Annotated in this window: 2 protein-coding genes; both read left to right on the top strand. The window is 47.2% G+C overall.

Going from position 1 to position 987, the window contains the following annotated elements; genetic code table 11:
* The first annotated feature begins 210 nt into the window (after positions 1–210).
* Complete coding sequence (locus tag R8N49_RS25370) at positions 211–861, top strand: YceH family protein (protein WP_318190242.1); 651 nt, start codon at positions 211–213, stop codon at positions 859–861.
* Positions 858–987: GIY-YIG nuclease family protein (locus R8N49_RS25365; RefSeq protein WP_318190243.1), on the top strand; the 130-nt coding region annotated here is incomplete at its 3' end. The genes R8N49_RS25370 and R8N49_RS25365, both read left to right, overlap by 4 nt.

The following is a 987-nucleotide window of genomic DNA, read 5'->3' as shown; positions in this document are numbered from 1 at the left end:
TATGAGAAAAGTGCCGATTCTCTCGGAGCATTGAGACCGACCCCGATTCGCGATGGGTGCCAGGTCTTTGCGCTATGCTTTAGCCTGACACCTATACCTAAACCGCTTCAAGTCGTGCAGCGTTTTGAATCGACGGTGCAAAGTAGACATAAAAGACTTAGATGCGGTTTAGGTATAAATTCAAATGCAAAAATAATAAGGAAATGCATTATGAAAGTTGAGCTAACGGCAATTGAAGCACGAGTAATTGGTTGCTTGATTGAAAAAGAAGTGACCACCCCCGACCAATATCTCCTCAGTTTGAACGCGTTGACCAACGCATGTAACCAAAAAAGCAACCGTGAGCCAGTGATGGCATTGTCAGAATCTGACGTCCTTGATGCTGTTGATGCGTTGATTGAGCGTCGACTTGTCAGCGATGAGAGCGCTTTCAATAGCCGTGTTAGCAAGTACCAACATCGTTTTTGCAACACCGAGTTTGGCGATCTTAAATTGTCGGAGCAGGAGAAGGGCATCATCTGTGGCATGTTGCTGCGTGGAGCGCAAACGCCAGGCGAGATCCGCACTCGAACCAACCGCCTTGCCACTTTCCACGATGTAAAAGAAGTAGAAGCTGTACTTGAGCATCTTGCTAGCGAAGATAAAGGTCCGCTTGTGGTGAAGTTACCTCGTGAAGCTGGTAAGCGTGAATCTCGTTACATGCACTTGTTCTGTGGTGAAGTCGATGTGTCAGCAATGGCTGCGGCAGTTCCGGCTACTTCGTCAAGCTCAGAACGTGTCGCTCAGTTAGAGCAAGAAGTTGCCGAGTTAAGAGAAGAACTCGATGCATTGAAAGCGCAGGTAGAATCTCTACTTTCATGAGTGAAAGCGTTGAGCAGCACTGGAGCGTTTATCTGATCCGCAATAACCGTAATGCACTGTATTGCGGTGTTACCAATGACATCGAAAGGCGATTTAAACAGCACCAACTTGGCAAAGGCGCAAAAG

It is taken from the genome of Vibrio sp. 1978 (genome assembly GCF_033344345.1).
The sequence above is the reverse complement of the archived record's forward strand: the minus strand, read 5'-3'. Positions and strand labels throughout refer to the sequence as shown.

Bases quoted from the DNA above. Each gene is read 5' to 3' on its own strand.
- R8N49_RS25370 (WP_318190242.1), top strand. From the start codon at position 211: ATGAAAGTTGAGCTAACGGCAATTGAAGCACGAGTAATTGGTTGCTTG.